Genomic DNA, 23,700 nt, shown 5'->3' with positions numbered 1-23,700 from the left:
GCGGCAACCTTCTGAACCCTGCCTGTACAAAAACCAGACTACCCCATCAAGATGAAGGCAATATGATCAGGCGCAAGATCAGGAGGGATTTGCACGAAAAATGACACCGTTTTCAATCAGGGCTGGCGCGGCACGGCGAGATGATCGAGGGCGGTGGATCCGGCATGGGACGGCAAGGCGGCAGCGGGTTGTTCCATCACCTGACCATGGAAGACGGGATCCTGCGCCACCTCCTTGACGCCGTTGATGCAGAACTGCATACCCATGCACACCAGCAGGAAACCCATGATGCGGGTCATGGCGTCGATGCCGGTGGCTCCCAGGATCTTGCACACGGGATCTGCCAGCTTGAGCACACCCCAGCTGATCAGGCTCATCAGGGCGAAGGCGGTGACCATGGCGGCATAGATGACGACGCGATCGGCCTCGGCCGGCAGCTCGGCGATCTGGGCCGCGCCGCTGATCACCAGCGCCATGGTGCCGGGTCCGCACATGCTGGGCATGGTCAGGGGCACGAAGGCGATATTCTGGTTGGCCTCGACCCCGGCAGACTGGTTTGGCGAGGGGAACAGCATGCGAAAGCCGATGAAGGCGATGATGAGGCCACCGGCCAGGCGCAGGCCGGGAATGGAGATCCCGAACAGATCCAGGATGGAGGATCCGATGAAGAAGCTGACGCACAGGGTGGCGAACAGATAGAGGGCGGCCATGTTGATCTGGCGGCGAATGTGCTCGCGGGACATGCCCTTGCTCAGCCCCAGCAGCAGGGTGGCCGTGGTGGGCGGGTTGACCATGGGCAGCAGGGCCAGCAAGGCGAGAAAGACGACCTGGAAGAACATAGTGGACCTCGGGCAGATGGATGGATTGGGGTGAGCGGGCGGGTCGCCACCCGGTCGATGATATCCGCAAAGAACAAGCCCCGACAGTGCGGGGCTTGCTTGGGAAGGATCAGGCGGCCTGCGGGGTGGCCTGGCGTTGGCCGCGCTGGCGCAGCCAGAGCCAGATGCCGAGCACGAAACCGAGGGCGGCCAGGCTGACCACATAGTGGGAGGGGGCCAGCACGTCCTCCTTCATCCAGAGGGTGACCAGCATGGGGGTGAGGCCGCCGAAGATGGCGTAGGCCACGTTGTAGGAGAACGACAGCCCGGAGAAGCGCACCACCGGCGGGAAGGCATTGACCATGACGTAGGGCACGGCGCCGACGATCCCCACCGCAAAGCCCGCCAGCATGTAGAGGGGCACCAGCTGATCCGTGCCGACTGCCAGGCTGTGGTAGAAGGTATAAGTGGCGCCGGCCAGCAGCAGGGAGCCCAGGATGAAGGTAGGACCGCTGCCGATGGCATCGATCAGGCGACCATAGACGATGCAGCCCAGGGTGAGGGCGACGATGGCCAGGGAGTTGGCGGTCAGGGCATCGGCCGGGCTGATGCCGTGCACCTTCTGCAGATAGGTCGGGGTCATCAGGATCACCACCACGATGCCGGCGGAGAGCAGCCAGGTCAGCAGCATGGAGACGACAACGCTGCCCTTGTGTTCACGCAGCACCGTCTTGAGGGGCAGCTCCTCGGCCAGGGACTTGTTGGCCTGCATCTCGGCGAAGACCGGGGTTTCGTGCAGCCAGCGGCGCAGGTACATGGCGACGATGCCGAACACGCCGCCGAGCACGAAGGCCAGACGCCAGCCCCAGTCGCTCACATCGCCCGGGCTCATGCCACGGTTGATGGCGGTCGCCACCAGGGAGCCGAGCAGGATGCCGGCGGTCAGCCCCGCGGTGAGGGTGCCGCAGGCGACACCGACCCGGCGGGCGGGCACGTGTTCGGCCACGAAGACCCAGGCACCGGGGACTTCCCCGCCGATGGCGGCCCCTTGCAGGATCCGCAGCAGCAGCAGCAGGAGGGGGGCGGCGATGCCGAGCACGGCGTAGGTGGGCAACAGGCCGATCAGCAGGGTCGGCAAGGCCATCAGGATGATGCTGAGGGTGAACATCCGCTTGCGGCCGATGAGATCGCCAAAGTGGGCCATGATGATGCCCCCCAGGGGACGAGCCAGGTAGCCGGCGGCGAAGATGCCGAAGGTCTGGAACTGGCGCAGCCACTCGGGAATGTCGGCCGGGAAGAAGAGCTCGCCGATGACCACGGCGAAGAAGACGAAGATGATGAAGTCGTAGAATTCGAGGGCGCCGCCCAGCGCCGCCAGGCTCAGGGTTTTGTAATCCTGTCGATTGAGGGGGCGACCGTGGTCGTGCGATGTGCTGACTTTACTCATATCCTTATGTTTCCCATCGTTTTTTTAGTTATTCTCCCCGGTGTGCTGCGGGGATACGCTCACCCACGAGGGTATGCTTTTGTGTCCCGCAATGTAAATCGCACAATTCGCAACACTGTCTTGCAGCACGGTGCGGCAAGTAGCTGGAGAGATCATGACGAAGAAAAAGGTACTGCTCTCCTGGAGCAGCGGAAAAGACAGCGCCTGGGCCTTGCATCGCCTGCGCCAGGATCCGGCCATCGAGGTGGTGGGGCTGTTCACCACCCTCAACCAGGCGTTCGAGCGGGTGGCCATGCACGGGGTGCGCAAGCAGTTGCTGCTGGCACAGGCTGAGTGTGTGGGCTTGCCGCTGACCACCATCGACCTGCCCTGGCCCTGCAGTAACGAGGAGTATGGGCGCATCATGACGGGCTTCATCGCCGATGTGCAGGCCAAGGACATTTACCACATGGCGTTCGGGGATCTCTTTCTTGAGGATGTGCGCGCCTATCGGGAGCGGCAACTGGCGGGGACCGGCATCACGCCGCTCTTCCCGCTCTGGGGCAGCGACACGACCGAGCTGGCGCAGGCGATGATCGAAGCCGGGCTCAAGGCCAGGGTCTGCACCCTGGATCCGGGCAAGCTGGACGCCGGGTTAGGTGGTCATGAATTCGGCTCGGCCTTCCTGGCTGCCCTGCCCGCCGGGGTGGATCCCTGCGGCGAGAACGGGGAGTTCCACACCCTGGCCTGGGACGGCCCCATGTTCCTGCATCCCTTGCCCATCCGGGTGGGGGAGACGGTGCTGCGGGACGGCTTCGTCTTCACCGATCTGCTGCCCGCCACCGCCTAGTCGCGATTGGACTCCCGCTCGCCCTTGTCGTCGTTGTAACGCAGGGCGATCTCGTGGAACTGCTGGTGGATGCGGGCAAAGGCATCCGTGATGTCGGGGTCGAAGTGATTGCCTCGTCCCGCCAGTATGATCGGCACCACCTCCTGGTGGGACATGGCAGCCTTGTAGCAGCGCTTGCTGATGAGGGCGTCGTACACGTCGGCCAGCGCCATCAAGCGGGCCGAGAGCGGGATCTCGTCACCGTGCAGGCCATAGGGATAGCCGGTGCCGTCCCACTTTTCGTGGTGGTAGCAGGCGATCTCCTTGGCCAGTCGCAGAAACTCCACCTCTACCCCCAGCGCCTCCTCGGCATGGACGATGGCCTCCTTGCCGAGAATGGAGTGGTGCTTCATCTGGGCAAACTCGTCCGCATCCAGCTTGCCAGGCTTGAGCAGGATCCGGTCTGGCACGCCGACCTTGCCGATGTCGTGCAGCGGGGCCGATTTGAACAGCAGATCGATGGTCTTGGGGGTCAGCTCTGCACGAAAGCGGGCATGCTCGCAGAGGGTCTCCGCCAGCAGCCGCACATAGTGCTGGGTGCGCAGGATATGGTTGCCGGTCTCGTTGTCGCGGGTTTCGGCAAGAGAGGCGAGGGAGTGGATGGTGATGTTCTGGATCAGTTCGTTCTCCCGGGTGCGCCGCTCTACCTCCTGCTCCAGAAAGGCGTTCTGGTCGTGCAGCAGATCCCGCGCCGTTTTCAGCTCCAGGTGGTTTCTGACCCGGGCCAGCACGATGGCGGGGGTGATCGGCTTGTGGATGTAGTCGACGGCCCCCAGCGCCAGGCCGTGCGCCTCCGCACTCTCCTCCACCTTGGCGGTCAGGAAGATCACCGGGATCTCCCGCACCTGCGGCATCTCCTGCAGCGCCTGCATCACCTGATAGCCGTCCATCTGGGGCATCACCACGTCGAGCAGGATCAGATCCACCCGGGTGCCGGCCGAGAGGATCTCCAGTGCCCGCTGGCCGCTGATGGCGACCTTGACCCGGTAGTGGGGGCTGAGCAGGGCGCTGAGCAGGGAGAGGTTCTCCGGTGTGTCATCGACCACCAGCAGGGTGGGTTTGGTATCGGGATCCAGCAAGTTGAGCATGATGGCGCCTCACTCTTGGTTGAACAGATCGGGTTTGAGGGCCCGGACTTGTTGCAGATATGCCAGGGCATCGGCGAAGCGAAAACGGGTCATGGCATCGTGCATGGCCGGTGCTGCCTCGCCCAGCAGGGGGGCGAGCCTGGCCTGATTGCGCTGGAACAGGATGAAGGCTTCCGCATCGTCTTCCAGCAGCAGCCCGGTCAGTTGGTGCAGCAGGGGGGCCAGCTCGGCGGGGGTAGCCTCCGGCAACCCGGAGGTGGCAGGGGCCGGCAGCAGTGTCAGCAGGCTGGCGGCCAGTTGCTGCTGCTGTTGCAGCCCCAGCTCGGCCAGCGGCCGCAGGCTGGCGGCATCGTCTCCCCGGGCGAGGGCGCTCTCCAGCCGGGCCGAGACATCCTGCAGCGACCCGGCCCCCAGCGTTGCGGCTATGCCCTTGAGGGTATGGGCCTGTCGATGCGCTTCTTCCCGGTCATTCGCCTGCAGGGCGGCCAGCAGGGTTTCCATCGGCTGACTCCCCTGGCGGGCGAAACGTTGCAGCAGATCCCGATACCACTCCCAGTTATGTATCAATCGTTGCAGGGCTGGCTCGGCGTTGAGCCCGATCGCCTGCAGCTGTGGCAGCAAGGCGGTGGCGGGTGATGCGTGTGAGGCAGTGAGCGTGCTGTTGACCTCGCGGCTGAAGGAGGTTGCCCAGCGCTGCAGGGCCGCATACAGCCTGTCGGGGTCGATGGGCTTGGCAATGTGATCGTCCATCCCGGCAGCGAGGCAGCGTTCGCGGTCACCGGTCATGACGTTGGCCGTCATCGCCAGGATCGGGGTGTGTTGCCCGATGTCTTCCCGCTCGCGCAACAGCAGGGTGGCGGCCAGGCCATCCATCACCGGCATCTGCATGTCCATCAGGATCAGGTCGTAGTGGGTCTGGGCCACCATCTCCAGCGCGATGGCACCATTGCCGGCGATGCTGACATCGGCACCGACCGCCCGCAGCAGCTCCAGCGCGACTTGCTGATTGAGCTCGTTGTCTTCCGCCAGCAGGATCCTGAGTCCGTCGAAGCGGTAGCGATGGGCCACCTGCGGTGGTTTGAAGGTGAGTGAACTGGTTTGCTGGCCAAACAGGCCGATGACGGTATCGAACAGCACGGAGGCGCATACGGGCTTGACCAGCACCCGATCAAAGCCGGCGGCATCGGCCTGGCGAAAGACCTCTTCCCGTCCGTAGCCGGTCACCATGACCCGATAGGGACGCGGGCCCATGCTGCGGGCGATGAGGCGGCGACCGGTCTCGATGCCATCCAGCCCCGGCATGTGCCAGTCCAGCAATACCACTTCGTAGGGCTGCCCCTCCTGCTCGGCGCCGGCAATCATCTGCAGTGCCTGCTGGCCCGACTCGGCGGTGTCCACCACAAAGCTCATGCTGCGCAGCAGGGCGGCCATGATGGTGCGGGCGCTGGCACTGTCGTCGGCCACCAGCATGCGGCGTCCGCGCAGATCCAGGCTCGGCAGATAGCGGGATCTGCGCCTGCCCCTACCGAGTCGGGCGGTAAACCAGAAGGTGCTGCCCTGGCCCGGTTCGCTCTGTACCCCCACCTCGCCGCCCATCAGCTCCGCCAGTTTGCGGGAGATGGCGAGGCCGAGGCCGGTGCCGCCGTACTTGCGGGTGGTGGAGCTGTCCGCCTGCTGGAATGACTGGAACAGCCGCTGCTGCTGCTCCTGGCTCATGCCGATCCCGGTGTCCTGTACCGAGCAGTGCAGCAACACCTCCTGGGGTTGTTTCTCCAGGCAGCTGACCTTGACCAGGATCTCCCCCTGCTCGGTGAACTTGACCGCGTTGTTGGCGTAGTTGATCAGGATCTGGCCGAGGCGAAGGGGATCGCCATAGAGCAGGGTATCGAGCTGGTGATCGACCTCGAACAGCAGTTCTATACCCTTGGCCTCCGCCTTTTCGCCCACCAGAGTGGCCAGATTCTCCAGCACATGGTCGAGATCGAACTCGATCCGCTCTAGATCCAGTTTGCCAGCTTCGATCTTGGAGAAGTCGAGGATGTCGTTGATGATGCCGAGCAGATGCTGGGCCGAACGCTGGATCTTGCTGACATAGTCGAACTGCTGCGGATCGAGCCGGGTCTGCAGGGCGAGGTGGGACATGCCGAGGATGGCGTTCATGGGGGTGCGGATCTCGTGGCTCATGTTGGCGAGAAAATCGCTCTTGGCCCGGGTCGCGCCCTCCGCCAGCTCATAGGCCACTTCCAGCTCCTGGTTCTTGGCCTGCATCACCGCAAACAGCTCGTCCCGGGTCGGTTCGGCGAACTGCTGCTGCATCTGTTGCAGCAGCGGTTCATCGGGCCAGCGGGGCAGGCGGTAGACCAGGGCGATGGCGTTGTCCGCGTGCGCTACCAGCCGGATGCCACGTGAATGGCGGCCGTCCGGCTCGGGGGAAATAGGGGCATCAGCGGAGAGCGAGAGCCACAACTCCTGCGCGTGCGGCTCCAGCCACAACTGCAGTTGCAGCGGCTCAGCGTTTGCCACCAGCTGGCGTACCAGCTCGGAGGTAGCGCCTGCCAGCGGTGCCACGAAGGTGGGACTTCTGTCGAGGCAGGTGAGTACCTGGATCACCTTGCGCCGGGCGGTGAGTGCCGCCGCCGGGCCTGACAGCAGGGTTTCGCCGATCAGTTGCCGCATCTAGTCCTCCTCCCCTGCCTGCACACGCAGCACGATGCAGCTGGCATCGTCGGTGCTGCGGCCACTGTGGGCGATCACCTGGCGTGCCAGCTGGGCGGGCTCGGCGGTCAGCTCCAGCGCACCATCGCGCAGGTTGAGGGATTCGCTGATACCGTCCGAATAGAGCATCACCACGTCCCCCGCGACGAGTGGCTGGCGCTGCAGCAAGGGGGTGGGGAAACGCTCTCCCAGCACCCCGTCGCGGGAGATGCCGCGCCAGGGTTCGTGGCCGCGCAGGCAGATGCGGGTATTGCCGATGCCGGCATAGCTCAGCTCACCCCGTTCGCCGTTGACCAGGGCCACGCCGGCGGCGGCGCCCCGGGTACCGATGCAGTGCTGGTGCAGCAGTTGCAACAGGCGGGCCGGTTCCTGCTCGTGGGTTTGCTGCAGCGCAGCCTCCAGCACCTGTACCAGCTTGTTGGCCGAGGCACCGTGGCCGCTCACGTCGATCAGGATCAGCGATACCCCCTCCGGCCCCGGTCGGATGAAGGCCAGATCACCGGAGACCCGTTCCGGATAGCAGGGGCGGTTCTCGCTGGCCCATGTCAGCTGCAGGCCGGCGTGCGGCTGGCCTGTGCAGGCGAGAGGAGGGATTGGTCTGGATACCAGGGGCGCCGCGCCCAGCCACTTGCGGGCCTGCACCAGAGTTCCCCCTTCCGGCGGGGTACTGATGGTGAGCTCCGACATCATGCGGCGCACGCCGGGCAGGCCTAGCCCCAGGGTGCCCGAGGTGCTGTAGTGGTCCTGCATGGCCTGATGCACATCCCCAATGCCGGGTCCCTGATCGCGGGCGATGATGTCGATGCAGGGACGCCCGCTGGGATGGTGGAGGGTGAGGGTGATCTCCCCCCGCTCGGCGTATTTCAGGATGTTGCTGCCAAGCTCGGAGACCACGGTGGAGAGCATGGCACGGTCCACCTCGGACAGGTTGGCGATGAAGGGGAGGCGGCGTACCGCCATCACCGTCAGGTGCAGGTCGATGTCGTGGCGCAGCGGGTAGCTGGCTTCTTGAAGGCTCTGTTCCAACTGCATGATGCGCTACTCCTCATCCTTGAGCGTCCTGCGAACATGGGCGAAGGCATCGTCCATGTCGAGAAAGCAGCGCAGCGGCCCGGGCTCGGCATCGGCTAGCGCCAGGAAAGCGGCGATCCCTGCATTGAGCCCAACCAGCAGACAGACGGCACCGAGCAGGCGGCACACCTCGGCCAGTTTGCGTACCTGCCTGAATTCGTGGTGATCGAGCAGCATGACCCCGGAGAAGTCGAGCAGTACCGCGTGCTGGCGGCCCAGCATCAGCCGCTGGGAGAGGGCCTGCATCAGTTGCTGCATGCCCTCGTCACCGAGGTCGGGGCGCATGCTGACCACGATGCAGTCGGCCACGTCGGCGATGCCCAGATCATTGTTGAGCAGCATGCATCTCTCCTGGAGGCCTAGAGGGTGGATCCGACCCGCTTGAGGGCTATCTCGAAGGCATCCCGCAGGGTCGCCGTGGTGCGGATGTCGCCGACAGAGACCCCCAGCTCCACCATGGTGCGGGCGATGGCCGGCGAGACGCCGGAGATGATGGCCTCGCACCCCATGAACTGGGTCGCCTTGGTGATCTTGATCAGCTGATTGGCGACGCCGGTATCCACGGTGGCGACCCCGGCGATGTCCAGTACGAAGACCCGGGCCCGGGTCTCGGCAATCTTGGTGAGCGATTTGTTCATCACGTCGGCGGTGCGCATGGAATCGATGATCCCCACCAGCGGCAGCAGCAGGATCCCGTCCCAGATGGGGGTGACCGGGGTCGACATCTCCTGCAGCGACTTGTGCAGCTCCTCGCGCACCCTGGCGGCCTCTTCCGCCTCCTCCATGGCGCGCTTGAGCTGGTGATGCTGTTCTACTTGGGCTGTGATGTCGGTGGCAAACTTGACGATCTTGCTGGGCTTGCCGGTGAGATCCAGCACCGGGTTGTAGGAGCCCTGGATCCAGATCTCTTCACCCTGTTTGCCGATTCGGCAGAACTCTCCCGCCAGGAATTCACCGCGGCGCAGGGTTTCCCAGAAGGTGCGATAGTCGGCCGACTGGGCGTAGTCGGGATCGACCAGCAGCCTGTGGTGCTGGCCCTTCAGCTCTTCCAGCTGATAGCCCACTGTCTCCAGGAAGCGGGCATTGGCGTCAAGGATGATGCCATCCAGTGAAAACTCCACCTTGCCCATGACCCGGCTCAGGGCGTTGAGCTGTCCCTCGAAGTTGGCGTTCAGCTGCTTCTGTTCGGTCAGGTCCATGGTGTATTCGATGACCTGAACCAGCGCGCCCTGTTCGTCCAGCAGGGGGCTGCAACTGCCTCGCAGCCAGATGTCCCGCCCTTGGCGATCCAGCCGGTGAAACTCTCCCTCCTGTGCCTGCCCCGTTCGCAGCGCCTGCCAACGGGCGGCCTCGCCGGCGGATTCTTCCGCCTCAGCGGGGAGCAGCATGCTGTAGTGCTGACCCTTGAGCTCGGCCAGCTGGTATCCCATGATGGCGAGAAAGCGGGAGTTGGCATCCAGGATCAAGCCGTCTGGCGCGAGCTCGAGCCGTGCCATCAGCTGGTCGACGGCCTCCAGTCTGGCCTGGGGTGAAGCGGGAGTGACTGTGTTCGAATGGGCAGCGGCGGTGTGCACGTCCATGGCATCTCCGGTAAATGGTGCAATTGATTTGAATGCCATTAGAAGGCGTACAGCAGTTATAGCCCACCGGGGCGAGAGCGGGGGACAAGAAGTGCCGAAAGAGCCTGCTGGTAGGGGGGGCTTGGGCCTGGAGAGTTCGTCATGAACATCTTATATCGGGATTAATGTCATTATCGCCCCGCTTTGCCCTGGTTGCTGCCCGCCGTGGCAGTCGAAATCCCGACCAGCCCCGCCGGTGTCATTGCGGTGAGCCTGGCCCAGCAGGCCCCTTTCACTGGGTGTCGGTGACGCAGATTGCCAGGAGCCTGGATGGGCTGCTGCCGATGGCGGTGGGTTTCGACATCGACGACACCCTGCTCTTCTCCAGCCCGGGGTGCTATCGCGGCAAGCAGGCGTTCTCCCCCAATGGTGAGAGCTGCCTGAAGAATCCGGCCTTCTGGGAGAAGATGAGCAACGGCTGGGACGCGTTCAGCGTGCCGAAAGAGGTGGGCAAGGCGCTCATCGCCATGCACTTCCCGCGCGGCGATCACATCTACTTCGTCACCGGCCGTTCGGCCAACTCCACCTACTTGCCCCTGCCGCTGGCTGGCGCATGGGAGGAGGAGGTGATCGTCAACTCCCTGTACTGAGGTTCCCATGCATGGCAAAAGGGCCAGATCCTGTCAGGTTCCGGCCCTTCTTTTGGGCGTCTAGCGGGCGGCGAAGGTGTCGCAACTGGCGGGCTTGCCGCTGTCAAAACCGCGTTTGAACCAGGCGAGGCGCTGGGCCGAGGTGCCGTGGGTGAAGCTGTCGGGAACGACCCGGCCCTGACCTTGCTGCTGCAACCTGTCGTCGCCGATGGCCTGGGCGGCATTGAGCGCCTCTTCCAGATCGCCACGCTCCAGCACCTGCTCTTTTTCCATGTAGTGGCCCCAGACCCCGGCGAAGCAGTCCGCCTGCAGTTCGAGCTTGACCGACAACCGGTTCTGGGCGACCTGGCTCAGCCCCTGTTGCTGCTGGCGCACCTTGGTGGAGATGCCGAGCAGGTTCTGCACGTGGTGGCCCACTTCGTGGGCGATCACATAGCCCTGGGCGAAGTCGCCGTCGGCCCCCAGCTTGTCGCGCATGTCCTGATAGAAGGAGAGATCGATGTAGACGGTGCTGTCGGCCGGACAGTAGAAGGGCCCCATCACCGACTGCCCCTGGCCGCAGCCGGTGCGGGTCGCACCGCGATAGAGCACCAGTCTGGGGGCCTGATAGTGGTTGCCGCTTTGCTGGAACATCTCGCCCCAGGCGTCCTCCGTGGAGGCGAGCATCACCGAGGTGAAGCGGGCGAGGGGATCGTTTGCAGCCTGGGACGAGTTCTGACGCTGGGGCTGGCTCTGCGGGGCCGGATCCTGCAGCAGGGGGCCGAGGTCCACGCCGTAGTACCCCGCCACCATGACCACCACCAGCAGGATAAGGCGCCCCTTGCCGCCGATGGGCAGGCCGCGACCCCCGTTGCCGCCGCCTTGCTGGCGTCGGTCTTCCACATTGTTGCTCTCACGGCGATCTTGCCAGCGCATATCCCCATACTCCCGTCATTGGTGGTGGCAGTAATGATAATGGCTGGCGCCGGGGCTTGCCTAATCGGCCCGGGTCATTCGGCCCAGGGCATCTCGGGCAGGCTGTCGAGAAACTCGCCGTAACGGACGAGGTTGAAGGGGCCCTGTTCGGCCTCCATGGCCATGAGCTCGGCACCCAGGGCACAGGCGATATATTGCAGCGCCTCTTCACGGGGAGTGCCCTTCATCACCAGGCGCATCAGGGTGGCTTTCACCTGGAGGGGGTGGCCCTCGGCGAGCTGGTTCTCCACCATCTCCAGCAGTGTCTCTTCATCAAAAAATTCGGGGGTATCGGTCATGGCCGTTCTCCTGCCTGTTCCATGGGGTGGGCAGTATAGCGGGGACGCGGCTCCCGGGGGCGAAAATATCGTCCGGGACTTGCCAAGGGGGCGGGGCGGGAGCAGTCTTGGACACTCTCTCTGCCGAACGAGCCCATGTCATGATCCTCTCCGAGCGCCTGGAACTGCGCGAACTGACCGTTGTCGATGCCCCCTTCATTCTCGAACTGCTCAACGATGGCGATTTTCACCGCTACATCGGCGATCGCGGGGTACGTACCCTGGCGGATGCCGAAAACTACATCCAGCAGGGGCCTGCGGTCAGTTATGCCCGCCACGGTCACGGACTCTATCTGGTGGTGCGGCGGGAAGACGGGGCCAGGCTCGGCATCTGCGGTCTGATCAAGCGCGATACCCTGCCCTGTGAAGACATCGGCTATGCCTTCCTTCCCGCCTGGCGCGGTCAGGGTTATGCCATCGAAGCCGCGCGGGCGGCCATGGCAGATGGCCGCGAACGGCTCGGCATCGAGCGGGTGGTCGCCATCGTCACTCCGGGCAATGAGCGTTCGGTCCGGCTACTCGCCAAGCTGGGGCTGAGTCAGGGCAAACGGGTCAGGCTGGGAGCCGGCGAGGAGGAGTGCCTGCTGCTGGAGGCGCCGGACAAGGAGACTTGCGGGGTCTAGCCACCGCTCTGGGAGCGGGGCCATGCAGACTATGACGTCAGGCAAGGAGGCCGCCGTGAGCTGCGGCCTGTCTGCATCGGGCGCTGCCGGTGGGCAGGCAAAGTCAGTTGAGCTCTTCGATGGAGAACTCGCCGGCGATGCCATCACAGGAGATGGCGAAGCCGCCGCTGAAGCGGGTGCTGAACTGGATCAGGAACGTATCGTCGTCGTGCTCTTGCACGGGCAGGTTGATGGGTTTGCTGCGACGCAGGGGTTTGCGGATCTGTACGTGTTTCATCATGGTATTTCTCTATATAAATTAAGTGTTTGCTCCTTGTATTGGCAAATGTCAGGTCAATGGGCGCGGTCAGCACGATAGCGGACGAGCGCGCAGGAATACCCAGCCCGGTTCAGGGGCGTCTGCACTTTCAAGGAAGGCGCCAAGGACCACGCGGATGCATGATGCTACTTGGGAGTGGGCAGATCGGGTCTGCACCGTGAGAGCCGGGCAACGCAGGCAGACAGCCTGAACGGTTCTCAAGGCGAGTAAATCAGAAGAAGGTTATGCGGGTACTGGCAGGATTCATCGTGAGGTGAAGCATTGCGAACATAATCAGGGCTGATTAACTAGCCGACGCGCATTCTCTCCTCGAAATGTGTAAAAAGCAAACACTAATTGTGCGTTCACCCAGTCATTCCCTGTTTTTCACTGCCACGGGGGTGACAAAAGGGCTCCCGAGGGAGCCCTTTTCATTGCCGGTCAGGGACGGGCTCAGGCGTCGCCACAGGCCTTCTTGGCGGCGGTGATCATGGGGGTAATGGTCATGCCCTGTACCACGATGGAGAACATCACCACCGAGTAGGTCATCACCAGGATCACCTGGCGCAGATCGACGTTGTGCTCCGGGATCATCATGACACCGGATGGCAGTGCCAGGGCCATGGCCATGGCCAGACCGCCACGCAGGCCGCCCCAGGTGAGGATGCGCACCGAGAAGGTGTTGTAGCTGCGGAACTTGCGGAACGCCACATAGGGCAGGGAGACGCTGATGAAGCGGGCGGCCAGGCAGAGCGGCACCGCGATGACCAGCAGGATCCAGTCGCGCCAGGCCAGATCCAGCAGCACCAGTGCCAGACCGATCAGCAGGAACAGCAGGGCGTTGAGGAACTGATCCATCAACTCCCAGAAGTGATCCAGGTGGTGCTGGCTCTGCTCGGAGAAGCCGGAATGACGGGTCCAGTTGCCGATCATGATGCCGGTCACCACCATGGCCAGGGCGCCGGAGACGCCGATCATGTTGGCGAAGGCGAAGCCCGCGGTCGGGATGCAGAGGGTCAGCAGCAGCTCCAGGGAGCCGTCGTCGGTGGCGCTGATCATCACGTGGGCGATGAGGCCCAGCACGGCCCCGAACAGGATGCCGCCGAGGGCCTCATGCAGGAACAGACCGGCCACGCTGCCGAAGGTGGGCTCCACGCCGCCAAAGGCCACGGCAAACACGGTGGCGAAGATGACGAGGCCAACACCGTCGTTGAACAGGGATTCCCCCTCGATCTGGATGGCGATCTGGGGTGGCGCCTTCATCTTCTTGACGATGGCCAGTACGGCGATGGGGTCGGTGGGGGAGATCAGGGCACCGAACAACATGCAGTAGACCAGCGGCACATCCCAGCCCAGCAGCTTGGCGATGAACCAGAAGCCGTAGCCGATGAGGAAGGTGGAGAGCAGGGTGGCGGCTATGGCCAGAATGGTGATTTCCCACTTCTGGCTACGCAACGCCTTGAGGTTGATGCCAAGGCCGCCGGCGAACAGCAGGAAGCCCAGGATCCCCTTCAACAGGAAGTTCTGGAAGTCGATGCTCTCCATGGTCTTGATGGCGAGAGGCTCCAGATTGAACCAACCCAGTTTGCCAAACAGCACCAGCAGCGCGGAGATCAGCATGGAGCCCGCAGTGATGGCGATGGTGGTCTGGATCTTCACAACATACTGGTTGGCAAAGGCGATGAAGATCGCCAACGCTGCCAGGAAGCAGAGTGTGTAGTAGACGCTCATAGTTATTTTTCTCTTTGGTAAACAGCAAGCACGTATCCCTCTTGAGGACGGGCATAGGGTACTCCCGGGTTAGATCATGCTCATTACCTATTTATGGTTATATTTAATCGTCATCACGGACAGATAGACGGCTAGATTTCCATTTAATTTGATTGCTGCTAGGATGGGCATCACGCAGTTGCATGGATGTAAGGGGTACGAGCGGTGTCGAGCAGAGAGTCGAACAAGAAAGCGGATGTCACAACCAGGCTGGAAGCCTGTCTCAAGGAGCGGATCCTGATCATCGACGGGGCCATGGGCACCATGATTCAGGGTTACAAACTCGGTGAGGCGGACTATCGGGGGGAGCGATTTGCCGACTGGCATACCGACATCAAGGGCAACAACGACCTGCTGGTGTTGAGCCGTCCAGCCGTCATTCGCGAGATCCACGACCAGTATTGTGCCGCCGGGGCCGACATCCTCGAGACCAACACCTTCAACGCCACCCGCATCGCCATGGCGGACTACGAGATGGAAGCGCTCTCGGCCGAGATAAACCGGGAGGCGGCCCGCCTGGCCCGCGCCGTGGCGGACGAGTGGACAGCCAAAGACCCAGCCAAGCCGCGCTTCGTGGCAGGGGTCCTGGGCCCCACCAACCGTACCGCCTCCATCTCGCCGGACGTGAACGACCCGGGCAAGCGCAACGTCACCTATGACGAGCTGGTGGCTGCCTACACCGAATCGACCCACGCCCTCATTGAGGGCGGTGCCGACATCATCCTGATCGAGACCATCTTCGACACCCTCAACGCCAAGGCGGCCGCCTTCGCGGTGGACCTGGTGTTCGAGGAGCTGGGTTACAGCCTGCCGGTGATGATCTCCGGCACCATCACGGACGCCTCCGGTCGTACCCTCTCGGGCCAGACCACCGAGGCCTTCTATCACTCCCTTCGCCACGTCAAACCGGTCTCCTTCGGCCTCAACTGTGCGCTGGGGCCGGACGAGCTGCGCCAGTACGTGGAGGAGCTGTCCCGCATCAGCGAGACCCATGTCAGCGCCCACCCCAATGCCGGTCTGCCCAATGCGTTTGGCGAGTACGATCTGGACGCGGTAGAGATGGCGGAGCATATCCGCGAGTGGGCTTCGAGCGGCTTTCTCAACCTGGTGGGCGGCTGCTGCGGCACCACCCCGACCCACATCCGCGCCATGGCGGACGCCGTGGCGGGCATCAAGCCCCGCGCCCTGCCGGATCTGCCGGTAGCCTGCCGGTTGTCGGGCCTGGAGCCTCTCATCATCACGGCGGACTCCATGTTCGTGAACGTGGGTGAGCGGACCAACGTCACCGGCTCGGCCAAGTTCAAGCGCTTGATAAAAGAGGGGCTCTACGACGAGGCCCTCGACGTCGCCAAGCAGCAGGTGGAAAACGGTGCCCAGATTATCGACATCAACATGGATGAGGGGATGCTGGATGCCGAGGCGGCCATGGTGCGCTTCCTGAACCTCATCGCCGGGGAACCGGACATCGCCCGGGTGCCGGTGATGATCGACTCCTCCAAGTGGGAGGTGCTGGAGGCGGGCCTCAAGTGCGTGCAGGGCAAGCCGGTGGTCAACTCCATCTCCATGAAGGAGGGGGAGGACAAATTCATCGAGCAGGCGAAACTGCTGCGTCGCTACGGCGCCGCCGTCATCGTCATGGCGTTCGACGAGGTGGGCCAGGCCGATACCCGGGCCCGCAAGTTCGAGATCTGCCAGCGCGCCTACCGCATTCTGGTGGACCGCGTCGGCTTCCCGCCGGAAGACATCATCTTCGACCCCAACATCTTCGCGGTGGCGACCGGCATCGACGAGCACAACAACTACGCGGTGGACTTCATCGAGGCGGTGAAGGACATCAAGGTGCACCTGCCCCACGCCATGATCTCCGGCGGCGTCTCCAACGTCTCCTTCTCCTTCCGTGGCAACGAGCCGGTGCGCGAAGCCATCCACGCCGTCTTCCTCTACCACGCCATCAGGAACGGCATGGACATGGGGATCGTCAACGCGGGCCAGCTTGCCATCTACGAAGACATCCCGGCCGAGCTCAAAGAGAAGGTCGAGGCGGTAGTGCTGAACCTCAACGACAACGCCACCGAGGCGCTGCTGGCCATCGCCGAGAAGTATCGCGGTGCCGGCGCCCAGGCCGAGGATCCGCGGGATCAGGAGTGGCGCAGCTGGCCGGTGGGCAAGCGACTGGAACACGCCCTGGTCAAGGGGATCACTGATTTCATCGAGGAGGATACCGAGGAGGCGCGCGCCCAGGCCGAGAAGCCGCTGCACGTCATCGAGGGGCCGCTGATGGACGGCATGAACGTGGTGGGCGATCTGTTCGGCGCCGGCAAGATGTTCCTGCCCCAGGTGGTGAAGTCGGCCCGGGTGATGAAGCGGGCGGTGGCCTACCTGCAGCCCTACATCGAGGCGGAGAAGTCCGGCGGTTCCAGCAACGGCAGAATCGTGCTGGCCACCGTCAAGGGCGACGTGCACGACATCGGCAAGAACATCGTCGGGGTGGTGCTCCAGTGCAACAACTTCGAGATCGTGGATCTCGGGGTCATGGTCTCCTGCGAGACCATCCTCAAGACGGCCCGGGAAGTGAACGCCGACATCATCGGCCTGTCGGGCCTCATCACTCCGTCCCTGGACGAGATGGTGCACGTAGCAAAAGAGATGGAGCGTCAGGGGTTCAAGCTGCCGCTGCTCATCGGCGGAGCCACCACTTCCAAGGCCCACACCGCGGTGAAGATAGAGCAGAACTACTCCGAGCCCGTGGTCTATGTCTCCAACGCCTCCCGCGCCGTGGGGGTGGCCCAGAGCCTGCTGAGCCCGGAGCTCAAGCCCGCCTTCGTGGCCCGCATCGACAAGGAGTACGAGATTGCCCGGGATCAGCATGCCCGCAAGCAGCCGCGCTCCAAGCCGGTCAGCCTGGCCCATGCCCGGGCCAATCGCCATCAGCTGGACTGGGTGGGCTATGAGCCCCCGGCGCCCCGGGAGCCCGGCGTGCAGACCTTCGAAAACGTGCCCATCTCGGTGCTGCGCCCCTACATCGACTGGACGCCGTTCTTCCTGAGCTGGGAGCTGGCGGGCAAGTTCCCCCGCATTCTGGAGGATGAAGTCGTGGGGGAGGAGGCGACGCGCCTCTACGCCGACGCCAACGCCATGCTGGACCAGCTGGAGAAGGATGAGAGCGTGCGCTGCGCCGGCATCATCGGCCTGTTCCCCGCCAACGCCGTGGGGGACAGCATCGAGGTCTACACCGACGAGACCCGCACCCAGGTGCGCAAGGTGCTGCACCACCTGCGCCAGCAGAGCGAGAAGCAGGGCTTCCCCAACTACTGTCTGGCGGACTATGTGGCGCCGAAGGAGAGCGGCAAGCCCGACTGGATCGGCGCCTTCGCGGTGACCGGCGGCATCGGCGAGGAGGCCATCGCCAAGGCCTACAAGGCGGACCACGACGACTACAACGCCATCCTCATCCAGGCGGTGTGCGATCGCCTCGCCGAGGCCTTTGCCGAATACCTCCACGAGCAGGTGCGCAAAGTGCACTGGGGCTATGCCCCGGACGAGGCGCTCAGCAACGAGGAACTGATTCGCGAAAATTACCAGGGGATACGTCCGGCGCCGGGCTACCCGGCCTGCCCGGAGCACACCGAGAAGGGGAGCATCTGGGAGCTGCTGGACGTGGAGCAGGCCATCGGCATGCAGCTCACCGAGTCCTACGCCATGTGGCCGGGGGCGGCGGTATCCGGCTGGTACTTCTCCCACCCCGAGAGCAAGTATTTCGCCGTGGCCCAGATCCAGCAGGATCAGGTGGAAGACTACGCCATGCGCAAGGGGATGACCCTGGCAGAGGCCGAACGCTGGCTGGGGCCCAACCTGCACTGATCCCCGTCTGCCCCGCCTCACGCGGTGCGGGGCAGGCGTCGGGTACGCACGCCATATCGAGGTTGCCATGAAGATTGGATTTGTCGGTCTGGGGGCCGTGGTGCAGACAGCCTATCTGCCTGCACTTGCCGCACTGGCGGAAAATACCGAGATATGGGGTTTTGATCCCGCCATCACCCTGCCCGGCGTCATGTCCGCCCCGACCCTGGAAGCCCTGCTGGCCGAACCCCTGGATCGGCTGGTGATCGCCACGCCTTCCCTGCTGCATCTGCCCGTGCTGGAGCAGGCACTGGCCAGCGCCATTCCCCTCATCCTGGTGGAGAAACCCGTGGTGGCCACCCTGGCCCAGCACGATCGCCTGCGCGCCCTGCTGGCGGACCCCGAGGTCGCAGCCAGGGTGCTTGCACTGGATCACTGGATGGCCCGCAATGCCGTCCAGCAGTTGCTGCTGAGCGGCAAACTGGATGAAGGCTGGCAGCCTCGGGAACCAGAGGGTGCCGGGGTCGGGCTGGCCACCCTCGCCGATATCAGCGCGGTGGAGGGCTTTTTGCTGGAACCCTGCGGCCTGGACGAGGCGGGGCATCCCTGTGCCCTCAACTTCGCCACCGGGGAGCCGGATCAGCGGGTCCTGCGCCATCCAGACGGTGTGATCCTCGACATCGGTACCCATCTGCTGGCGATGATCCGGGAACTGCTGGTGGCCCTGGGTGGGGACGACCGCCTGCACCTGATCGCGGAGGACGTCTGCGACCGGCTGGGGCAGCCCATCCGGCGCGGGGATCTGGAGACCGCCGAGGGGCGGGCCTGCCTGCGCGGCGAGGCGGCAGGGGTGCCCCTGACCCTCTGGCTCGACAAGTATGCAGGTCCCGGGGTGGAGAAGAAGGGGCTTTGCCTGCACCTCAAGGACGGGCGGCGCATCGAGCTGCTTCGCTGCGGCAACCTGGAGTGGTTGCACCATCACGACGTCGACGGGATGCGGGGCTGGCAACATGAGGGGCCCCTCTATCGCCACTGCATCGCCCAGACTCTGCTGGCCCCCGTGCCTTTGGGAGGCTGGGTCGGCACCACGGCGCGCCGTTTGCAGGAGGTCGCCCTGCTGCTTGAGTTGCAACAAGGGCTGCGCGGCCCCCATTGACGTCGTTGTGCGCCATCGGACATGAGGGCTGGTGGCGGGCGCCGTCTTGCAGAACGGTCCGTTCTTGAGTGCGGCACTCTCGGTTTTTGCCTGTTCTTGCAGAACCGCGCATGGTGAGGGGAAAGGATTGGCGTTGCCAGTCGTTCATGGCACCTTATACTCTCCAGTCCGATTATCAGGTCTGCCATTTCCATGAATATTGCCATTTTATCCCGTGAGCCCAACAACTACTCCACCCGCCGTCTGGTCGAGGTGGCCCGGGCCCGTGGGCATCAGGTCGAGGTGCTCGACACCCTGCGCTGCTACATGAACATCGCCTCCCACAGCCCCTCCATCCATTACGAAGGACGGGAGCTGGAGAGCTATGACGCCGTGATCCCGCGCATCGGTGCCAGCATCACCTTCTATGGCACCGCCGTGCTGCGCCAGTTCGAGATGATGAGCACCATGGCACTCAACAGCTCGGTGGCCATCTCCCGCTCCCGGGACAAGCTGCGCGCCATGCAGCTGCTCTCTCGCCACGGCATCGGCCTGCCGGTGACCGGCTATGCCCACAGCACCCACGACGTACCGGATCTCATCACCATGGTGGGGGGCGCCCCCCTGGTGGTGAAGCTGCTGGAGGGCACCCAGGGGATTGGCGTGGTGCTGTGCGAAACCCAGAAGGCCGCGGAGAGCGTCATCGAGGCCTTTATCCAGACCAACAACAACATCCTGGTGCAGGAGTACATCCGCGAGGCCAACGGTGCCGATATCCGCTGCCTGGTGGTCAACGGCAAGGTGGTGGCCGCCATGCGCCGCCAGGCCCAGCCGGGGGAGTTTCGCTCCAACCTGCACCGGGGCGGCACCGCCGAAGCCATCAAGATCACACCGGAAGAGCGTGCCACCGCCGTGCAGGCCGCCAAGATCATGGGGCTGGACGTGGCCGGGGTGGATATTCTGCGAAGCGCCCGCGGCCCCCTGGTGCTGGAGGTGAACTCCTCCCCCGGCCTGCAGGGGGTGGAAGCTGCTTCCGGCAAGGACGTGGCGGGCAAGATCATCGAGTTCCTCGAGCTCAAGGCGAGCCGCAAGCACAAGCCGGCGGAATGAGTCCCAAACGAGTGTCAGACAGGTAAACACAGGGCGCCCTCGGGCGCCTTGTTGCTATCTGGGGGGGCTGGAAGGCAGCGGGCTTGCCGGGAACTGTCTCCCTTCTCCCGTTGTGTTGAACAGCCGGGAAGAAGGGCCGGGAATGAGGGGGCTATACCGCCCCGGGGGCGCCGGGGATCATCACCAGCCGGGCGCTGAAGACCCCATCCACCAGGTGGGTCTCAATCTGCCAGCCCAGCTTCTCGCAGATGCGCTGGATGATGGTGAGGCCGCAGCCGTAGCCGAGGATCTGATCCGGCGCGGCGGCGGTGGGGTTGCTGATGGTGAGCACCTGCTCGTGCAGGGTGATCTCGATGTGCCCCTCGGCGTAGCTCAGGGCGTTTTTCAAGAGGTTGCCGAGGGCGATGGCGAGCAGGGAGAGGGGGGCCTGCACCTCGCTCTCCTCGTCCAGTTGCAGGCGAATGTCCAGCGTCTCCCGTTGCAGCAGGGGGGCGAGGCGGGTCAGCTCCCGGCGAATGAGCGGCGCCACCTGCTGGGGCGGGCGCTCCACGGCCTCCTTGCGTCCCAGCAGCAGGAAGGTTTCGGTGAGCAGGGCCATCTCGTCGGCGGCGGCGCGGATGCGGCTGACGGCGCGGGCTGCCGGGGCGGGCAGGTCATTCACCTTGCCGAGCAGGGCCGCGGATCCCTGGATCACCATGTTGGGGGTGCGCAGCTCGTGGCTGGCAAAGCGGCTGAACTCCTGTTCACGGGCAAACACGGCGGCTACCTCGTGCTTGCCCGCCAGCAGCGCCTGCTCTATCTCTCGCAGCTCCTGCCAGGGGGCATCGGGCACGAAGTCCCCCTGATCCGGGGTCAGGTGGGCGACCCGCTGGCGCAGCCGCTCCAGCGGCCTGGTGATGTGACGCACCAGCCAGATGCCGAAGGCGAGGCTCCCCAGCAGCAGGGCCAGGCCGATGAGGCGGGTCACCAGATGCAGCTTGGCTTCGTAAGGGTCGAGGTAGTCGTCCGCATCGTCGTTGAACACCAGATAGAGCAGCCCCTGACCCGAGGGGTGGGCGCGTACCAGGAAGTGCTTGTCCTCCCGGCCCAGCTGATGCTCGAAGAAGCCTGGGCTCTGGTAGGCCTTGAGCCAGGCGGGCAGGCGGCCCGCCTCTGTCCAGTAGCTGGAGAACTGGCGCGGGCTGGGGGCGGGGGCCGCCATTCCGAGGCGCAACCAGTCGTCGTCATAGCGGGTTGCCTCCGCCTCCAGCCAGTGGCGCAGGCTCAGCTCCTCCATCTTGTTCTCGGCCACCACCATCAGCAGGCTCAGGATCACCAGCAGCAGCAGACCGGCCCCTCCCAGCGCCAGCACCAGGCGCCGGCGCAGGCTCGGCAGACCGGAGGCAAGGGGCGGCGTCGGGTTCGTCATGGGGTCACCAGCCGGTAGCCCTGGCCGTGCAGGGTCTCCAGCATGGGGGTGGGGAAGGGCTTGTCGAGGGCGCTGCGCAGGGCATAGATGTGGCTGCGCAGGGCGTCTGAGTCGGGCTCCTCGTCGCCCCAGACGGTGTCGAGCACCTCCTGGCGCGTCACCAGCTGGGGGGCGCGCTTCACCAGCAGGGTGAGGATCTGGAACGGGATCTTGCCGAGCTTGAGCTCCACTCCGGCGCGGGTGGCGCGGCCGCTGGCGGGATCCACCGTCAGATCGCCAAAGCCGAGGACGCCCATGTCCCCTCTGGGGCCACGCAGGCTGAGGGCCTCCAGGCGCACCTCCAGCTCCTCCATGGCGAACGGCTTGACCAGATAGTCGTCGCCCCCCGCCCGAAAGCCTGCCAGCTTGTCCTCCAGGCTGTCACGGGCGGTGAGAAAGAGCACCGGGGTCGCGATGCCGTCCGCACGCAGCCGCTCCACGGTACGCAGGCCGTCGAGGCGCGGCATCATGACGTCCATGATGATGACGTCGAAGCGCTCCTGGGCCAGCAGTTGCAGGGCGGCCTGGCCATGATAGGCGCAATCCACCCTGTGCCCGGCCAGCGCCAGATAGTCCATGATGGTCTCCGCCACCTGGGGACTGTCTTCCACCACCAGTATTTTCATGCTCTGATCTCCTGGTCTGTGCCGCTATTTCACGGCCATTTCACACCGGATGGGTCATCCTGTGTGCCAGTGTAACCCCGAGGATCCCCGATGAAGAAGTCTCTCTGCGCCTTCTGGTTATTGATTCTATTGCCTTTTGGTCTGGTGCAGGCGGCCGAGTTCAAGCTCACGGGCCGCACCACCTGGCAGCTTGGCCAGTTGATGGTCAACGGCATTCCCTTCGTGATCGATGAGCGCACCCGCTTCAAGGATGGCCTGGATGAGGACGATCTCGGCGGGACCTGGGTCGATCTGGAAGGGGTCGTGCAGGAGACGGCGGCAGGGGCGCGGCGGCTCGTTCGCGAGGTGGAGGCGCTGGAAGAGGAGGACGAGATGGAACTGGAAGGGCCGGTGGAAGGGGGACGGATCTGGGGCTATGTCACCTCGGATGGGAGCCTCTCCCCGTTCGAGGGACGCTGGCTGGAGCTGGAGTGCAAGTTTGACGGCATGCGCCTGAGCCAGTGCCGGGAGGATGACTGACCGGTCAGGGCGGACCGGGAAAAATTGCCCGTCCGGGGCCATAGTTAAACCTCACCCCGTGACCCCGGACCGCCTGCCATGACCCGAACCGCACTCTGCCTGCTGCTGTTGCCCTTCTGCACCCTTGCCGACGACGCCGAGCTCTGGCTGGTGGAGCTGGAGCACAACGACGGGGTGCGCCTGCAATTCCAGGGGGCTGAGCTGGAGCTCGGCAGTGCCGAACTGCACGGCGTGGCGCAGCCGGACGGGCTCGTGCCCGGCATGCACCTCGCGATCCAGAGCCGCTACGGCGTCGCCGAGACGATCCGGGTGCTCGACGGGGCGCCGGATCCGGCGCTCGGGGCCAGCTGGCGGAGGGCGGAGGATCGACTGCTCACCCATAATCAGCAGGCATTGCTGCTACAGGAACTCGGCGTGCTGGTGTTTGATGCTGACACTCGCTGGATCAACGGCAGCGCCGCCGATCTGCAACCGGGTCGCCGCTTGGTGCTGAGCCGGGATGAAGAGGGCCGCCTCACCGATATCCTCATTCCCGACCCCGAGGATCCCCTCGACGCCGAAGAGTGAGACCTCTCTCCCTTTCCCCTTGTTAATGGCTTGTACTTTAAATTTCCCCACTTATACTGGCGCACATCTTGTCGGAGTGCTGACCGTCGAACGACGCTAAGCTGAGACCGTTAATTCGGGATCCGTGGAACCTGATCAGGTTAAGACCTGCGAAGGGAAACAAGGGTAACTTGCGGGTTACCGCGCCGGGGAAGGCACACCTTCCCGCCAGCTGGAGGCAGACCGCCTCTGGCTGCCACAGGCGCACAGGGGGAGGT

At 64.4% G+C, this 23,700-nt stretch carries 21 protein-coding genes and 1 riboswitch; of the genes, 8 read left to right on the top strand and 13 right to left on the bottom strand.

The genetic code is table 11. The features are described from left to right. Nucleotides 1-116: 116 nt before the first annotated feature. Both AB5Y93_RS08330 and AB5Y93_RS08325 read right to left on the bottom strand, forming a co-directional pair. Nucleotides 117-839, bottom strand: a complete 723-nt coding sequence (locus AB5Y93_RS08330) for a MarC family NAAT transporter (RefSeq protein WP_236275888.1) — start codon at nt 837-839, stop codon at nt 117-119. 109 nt (nt 840-948) lie between these two features. Further along, the gene (locus AB5Y93_RS08325) at nt 949-2,265 is read right to left on the bottom strand and encodes an MFS transporter (protein ID WP_103259375.1); all 1,317 of its coding nucleotides are present in this window, start codon (nt 2,263-2,265) and stop codon (nt 949-951) included. A 154-nt stretch (nt 2,266-2,419) separates the two neighbouring features. Here AB5Y93_RS08325 and AB5Y93_RS08320 point away from each other — a divergent pair, with 154 nt between their 5' ends. Continuing rightward, the gene (locus AB5Y93_RS08320; protein WP_279990244.1) at nt 2,420-3,094 is read left to right on the top strand and encodes an adenine nucleotide alpha hydrolase; all 675 of its coding nucleotides are present in this window, start codon (nt 2,420-2,422) and stop codon (nt 3,092-3,094) included. Here the strand turns inward: AB5Y93_RS08320 and AB5Y93_RS08315 are convergent. From AB5Y93_RS08315 to AB5Y93_RS08295, 5 genes are read right to left on the bottom strand one after another with little or no spacing between them, the layout of a single operon-like run. Further along, nucleotides 3,091-4,221 carry an HD-GYP domain-containing protein gene (locus AB5Y93_RS08315; protein ID WP_368229163.1) on the bottom strand — a complete coding sequence of 377 codons (1,131 nt, stop codon included), beginning with the start codon at nt 4,219-4,221 and terminating at the stop codon, nt 3,091-3,093. The two genes, AB5Y93_RS08320 and AB5Y93_RS08315, sit on opposite strands and share 4 nt — an antisense overlap. A gap of 9 nt (nt 4,222-4,230) precedes the next feature. Then, on the bottom strand, nt 4,231-6,897 hold the full coding sequence (locus tag AB5Y93_RS08310) for a response regulator (protein WP_368229162.1): 2,667 nt from the start codon (nt 6,895-6,897) through the stop codon (nt 4,231-4,233). After that, nucleotides 6,898-7,968, bottom strand: coding sequence for a SpoIIE family protein phosphatase (locus AB5Y93_RS08305; RefSeq protein WP_368229161.1), 1,071 nt, complete (start codon nt 7,966-7,968; stop codon nt 6,898-6,900). Nucleotides 7,969-7,974: 6 nt separating this feature from the next. Next, on the bottom strand, nt 7,975-8,349 hold the full coding sequence (locus AB5Y93_RS08300; protein WP_043154645.1) for an anti-anti-sigma regulatory factor: 375 nt from the start codon (nt 8,347-8,349) through the stop codon (nt 7,975-7,977). 17 nt (nt 8,350-8,366) lie between these two features. Continuing rightward, nucleotides 8,367-9,587: a PAS domain S-box protein gene (locus AB5Y93_RS08295; RefSeq protein ID WP_368229160.1), complete on the bottom strand. Its 1,221-nt coding sequence runs from the start codon at nt 9,585-9,587 to the stop codon at nt 8,367-8,369. A gap of 284 nt (nt 9,588-9,871) precedes the next feature. Between AB5Y93_RS08295 and AB5Y93_RS08290 the strand changes: the two genes are divergently transcribed. Further along, nucleotides 9,872-10,216 carry an HAD family acid phosphatase gene (locus tag AB5Y93_RS08290; RefSeq protein WP_253584146.1) on the top strand — a complete coding sequence of 115 codons (345 nt, stop codon included), beginning with the start codon at nt 9,872-9,874 and terminating at the stop codon, nt 10,214-10,216. Between the two features lie 60 nt (nt 10,217-10,276). Here AB5Y93_RS08290 and AB5Y93_RS08285 read toward each other — a convergent pair whose 3' ends face one another. Then, nucleotides 10,277-11,131, bottom strand: a complete 855-nt coding sequence (locus AB5Y93_RS08285) for a neutral zinc metallopeptidase (RefSeq protein ID WP_223919359.1) — start codon at nt 11,129-11,131, stop codon at nt 10,277-10,279. A 74-nt stretch (nt 11,132-11,205) separates the two neighbouring features. After that, the gene (locus AB5Y93_RS08280) at nt 11,206-11,469 is read right to left on the bottom strand and encodes a hypothetical protein (protein WP_104455135.1); all 264 of its coding nucleotides are present in this window, start codon (nt 11,467-11,469) and stop codon (nt 11,206-11,208) included. 140 nt (nt 11,470-11,609) lie between these two features. On the opposite strand from AB5Y93_RS08280, the gene AB5Y93_RS08275 reads away from it, so the two are divergent. After that, nucleotides 11,610-12,131 (top strand): GNAT family N-acetyltransferase, encoded by a 522-nt coding sequence (locus tag AB5Y93_RS08275; RefSeq protein WP_049637292.1) that lies wholly within the window; start codon nt 11,610-11,612, stop codon nt 12,129-12,131. Nucleotides 12,132-12,234: 103 nt separating this feature from the next. Here the strand turns inward: AB5Y93_RS08275 and AB5Y93_RS08270 are convergent, their stop codons facing one another. Both AB5Y93_RS08270 and AB5Y93_RS08265 read right to left on the bottom strand, forming a co-directional pair. After that, nucleotides 12,235-12,411, bottom strand: coding sequence for a hypothetical protein (locus AB5Y93_RS08270; RefSeq protein ID WP_336593196.1), 177 nt, complete (start codon nt 12,409-12,411; stop codon nt 12,235-12,237). Between the two features lie 471 nt (nt 12,412-12,882). Next, nucleotides 12,883-14,160 (bottom strand): sodium:proton antiporter, encoded by a 1,278-nt coding sequence (locus tag AB5Y93_RS08265; protein ID WP_010672654.1) that lies wholly within the window; start codon nt 14,158-14,160, stop codon nt 12,883-12,885. Between the two features lie 204 nt (nt 14,161-14,364). Here AB5Y93_RS08265 and metH point away from each other — a divergent pair, with 204 nt between their 5' ends. The 3 genes from metH (at nt 14,365) to rimK (ending at nt 20,284) form a co-directional block, all read left to right on the top strand. Next, nucleotides 14,365-18,060 (top strand): methionine synthase, encoded by a 3,696-nt coding sequence (gene metH / locus AB5Y93_RS08260; protein ID WP_368229159.1) that lies wholly within the window; start codon nt 14,365-14,367, stop codon nt 18,058-18,060. Between the two features lie 67 nt (nt 18,061-18,127). Then, entirely contained in the window at nt 18,128-19,195 is a 1,068-nt protein-coding gene (locus AB5Y93_RS08255; RefSeq protein WP_368229158.1) for a Gfo/Idh/MocA family oxidoreductase, read from the top strand. A 192-nt stretch (nt 19,196-19,387) separates the two neighbouring features. After that, a complete protein-coding gene (gene rimK / locus AB5Y93_RS08250; RefSeq protein ID WP_010672657.1) occupies nt 19,388-20,284 on the top strand; it encodes a 30S ribosomal protein S6--L-glutamate ligase in 897 nt (298 codons plus the stop codon). A gap of 151 nt (nt 20,285-20,435) precedes the next feature. On the opposite strand, the gene AB5Y93_RS08245 is transcribed toward rimK, so the two are convergent. Both AB5Y93_RS08245 and AB5Y93_RS08240 read right to left on the bottom strand, forming a co-directional pair. Beyond that, a complete protein-coding gene (locus tag AB5Y93_RS08245) occupies nt 20,436-21,692 on the bottom strand; it encodes a HAMP domain-containing sensor histidine kinase (protein WP_268451463.1) in 1,257 nt (418 codons plus the stop codon). Continuing rightward, a complete protein-coding gene (locus AB5Y93_RS08240) occupies nt 21,689-22,357 on the bottom strand; it encodes a response regulator transcription factor (RefSeq protein ID WP_049637286.1) in 669 nt (222 codons plus the stop codon). The genes AB5Y93_RS08245 and AB5Y93_RS08240 overlap by 4 nt, the downstream gene beginning before the upstream one ends. Before the next feature lie 90 nt (nt 22,358-22,447). Here AB5Y93_RS08240 and AB5Y93_RS08235 point away from each other — a divergent pair, with 90 nt between their 5' ends. Together AB5Y93_RS08235 and AB5Y93_RS08230 are read left to right on the top strand one after the other, a co-directional pair. Beyond that, on the top strand, nt 22,448-22,876 hold the full coding sequence (locus tag AB5Y93_RS08235; protein ID WP_029313554.1) for a hypothetical protein: 429 nt from the start codon (nt 22,448-22,450) through the stop codon (nt 22,874-22,876). Between the two features lie 78 nt (nt 22,877-22,954). Further along, nucleotides 22,955-23,443: a hypothetical protein gene (locus tag AB5Y93_RS08230; RefSeq protein ID WP_041214323.1), complete on the top strand. Its 489-nt coding sequence runs from the start codon at nt 22,955-22,957 to the stop codon at nt 23,441-23,443. A gap of 62 nt (nt 23,444-23,505) precedes the next feature. Then, nucleotides 23,506-23,619, top strand: a riboswitch (TPP riboswitch). Nucleotides 23,620-23,700 lie beyond the last annotated feature (81 nt).

This window comes from Aeromonas sp. R10-1 (assembly GCF_040908465.1).
Taxonomy (GTDB): Bacteria; Pseudomonadota; Gammaproteobacteria; order Enterobacterales; family Aeromonadaceae; genus Aeromonas; species Aeromonas caviae.
This window is presented reverse-complemented; position numbering and strand designations above follow the sequence as displayed.